Source organism: Bradyrhizobium sp. CSA207 (genome assembly GCF_029051685.1).
Lineage (GTDB): Bacteria > Pseudomonadota > Alphaproteobacteria > Rhizobiales > Xanthobacteraceae > Bradyrhizobium.
Genome location: NZ_JAACFT010000091.1, coordinates 1 through 2,616 on the forward strand (window position 1 = coordinate 1; position 2,616 = coordinate 2,616).

Below are 2,616 nucleotides of genomic sequence, written 5' to 3' on the forward strand. Positions count from 1 at the left end.
GAGCTCGAGGACGCGATCGACGTCGAGGACGACCATGAGCTGTCCGTCGAGGCGGTGGACGCCGCCGGCGAGCTTGGCCATGCGGGGATCGAGGTTGACGGGGTTGTCTTCCTTGCCGTCCTCGGACAGGCGCAGCACCTCGCCGATCTGGTCGATCAGGAGGCCGTAGGATTCGCCGCGCAGGTCGACGCCGACCGCCATCGGCACCTTGCCGTCCTCGGACTTGGGCAGGCCGAGCCGGGCGCGCATGTCGACCACGGTGACGATGCGGCCGCGCAGGTTCAACACGCCGGCGATCTCGCGCGAGGACAGGGGAACGCGGGTGACGCGCTCGGGCATGAACACGTCCTGGACCCGGGAGATCGGCAGGCCAAACAGTTGGCCGCCGATCATCGCGGTGACGTATTCGACCATGGTGCCTTCGCTCGAGTGGGTCTTGGTGTTGCTCATGATGTATCTCCCTGTCCGCTTTACGCCGCGGCCCGGCTCAGCTCGGAGGCGCCGGCGGCACCTGCGGTCTGCTCCTTCAGCGCCGCGATCAGGCCGGGACGGTCGAACTTGGCGACATAGTCGTGGAAGCCGGCCTGCCGGCCGCGCTCGATCGCCGCCGGCGACACCAGCGCGGAGAGGCCGATGATCGGCGTCGCGGCCAGGTTGTTGTCGGAGCGGATCACTTCGGCGAACTCGAACCCGTTCATGTCGGGCATCTCGATGTCGGTCAGCACCACGTCGAAGCTCTGGCCGGAGCGCATCGTGGCCAGCGCCTCCTGCGCGTTCGGGGCGGTGCGGACGCGGTAGCCGGCCGCTTTCAGCACCGGTGCCAGCATGTTGCGGAAGAAGGCGCTGTCGTCGACCAAGAGCACCGACTGCGAGTGCATCGACGGCTTCATCTCCTTGCGGGTGAACCAGTCGGCGAACGCCATCGGCAGGAAGTGGCCGACGTCGATCACCTCGGTGGCCTGGCCCTTGATCACGGCCGAGCCGAGAATGCCGCTGGAGGAGCCGCCGACCTCGATGTTGAGCCGTTCCTCGACGATGTCGATGATCTCGTCGACGACCAGGCCCATCGAGCGGCCGTCATCGGAGAACACCAGGATTGGCTGGGCGCCCTGGCTCGCAATGGTGACGCTCTCCATCGCCACCAGCGGCATCAGCTGCTCGCGGTACTGCACCATGTAGCGGCCGTTGCTGAACTCGATCTTGTCGGCCGGCAGCTCTTCGAGGCGGGTGACGAGCCCGAGCGGGACCGCCTTGGGCTGGCTGGAGCCGGCGCGGAACACCAGCAGCGAGGTGGTCTGCTCGGCGGAGGAGGAATGATGGCCGGCGGCTTCGTCGCCCATGTCGTGGGCCGAGGAGCCGGCGGCGCCGAGCGCCTTGGCAATGCCGTTGGGGTCGATGATCATGATCACGGCGCCATCGCCCAGGATGGTGTTGCCGGAGAACATGTCGATGTGGCGCAGTTTCGTCGACATCGGCTTGACCACGATCTCTTCGGTGTGGAACACGCCGTCAACCACGATGCCGAAGGTCTGGCTGCCGACCTGGGTGACCACGATAAAGCCGTTCTCGGGATCGCTGGCTGCGCCGTCGTCGATCTTGAGCAGCTTCTTGAGGTGGATCAGCGGCAGCAGCTTGTTGCGCAACCTCAAGACCGCGGTGTCCTTGATGCGCTCGATGCGGTGTTCGCTGTTGGCGCGGGCGCGGACCAATTCCACGACCGAGAGCTGCGGAATGGCAAACCGGTCGCCGGCGGCCTCCACGATCAGGGCCGAGACGATCGCCAGCGTCAGCGGGATCTTGATGGTGACGGAGGAGCCTTCACCGGCGACGCTCTTGATGTCGATGGTGCCGCCGATCTGGTCGATATTGGTGCGCACCACGTCCATGCCGACGCCGCGCCCCGACACCGAGGTGACGGCGGCCGCGGTGGAGAAGCCGGGCGCGAAGATGAACTTGTGGATCTGGGCTTCGCTCATCTTCTCGAGCTCGGCCTCGGTGACGAGACCGGAGGAGATCGCCTTGGCCTTGATCCTGTCGGTGTTGAGGCCTCTTCCGTTGTCGGCGATGCAGATGATGATGTGGCCGCCCTCGTGATAGGCGGACAGCCGGATGGTGCCCTGCTCGCCCTTGCCGGCAGCGAGCCGCTCGGCCGGGGTCTCCAGGCCATGGTCGGCGGAGTTGCGCACCATGTGGGTGAGCGGGTCCTTGATCAGGTCGAGCACTTGGCGGTCGAGCTCGGTGTCGGCGCCGTGCATCTCCAGCTCGATCTGCTTGCCGAGTTCGCTGGAGAGGTCGCGGACGATGCGGGGCAGCTTCTGCCAGGCGTTGCCGATCGGCTGCATCCGCGTCTTCATGACGCCTTCCTGCAGCTCGGCGGTGACGTTGGAGAGCCGCTGCAGCGGCACCTTGAACTCGGTGTCCTCGTTGCGGCGGGAGATCTCCAACAGCTGGTTGCGGGTCAAGACCAGCTCGGAGACCATGGTCATCAGATGCTCCAGCGTATCCACGTTGACGCGGATCGACTGGTTGGCGATGCGGTCGCCCTCGGCGGCCACCTCGTCCGCCATCGACTTCTTGGCCGCGGGCTTGTCCTTGGCGGGCTTTGTCTCCTTGGCG

Annotated in this window: 2 protein-coding genes; both read right to left on the reverse strand. The window is 66.3% G+C overall.

Going from position 1 to position 2,616, the window contains the following annotated elements:
• A partial coding sequence (locus GWG65_RS40005; protein WP_275200888.1) for a chemotaxis protein CheW occupies positions 1-450 on the reverse strand: 450 nt, incomplete at its 3' end.
• Positions 451-470: 20 nt separating this feature from the next.
• Positions 471-2,616 (reverse strand): hybrid sensor histidine kinase/response regulator (locus tag GWG65_RS40010; RefSeq protein ID WP_275200889.1); only part of this gene is annotated, 2,146 nt, incomplete at its 5' end.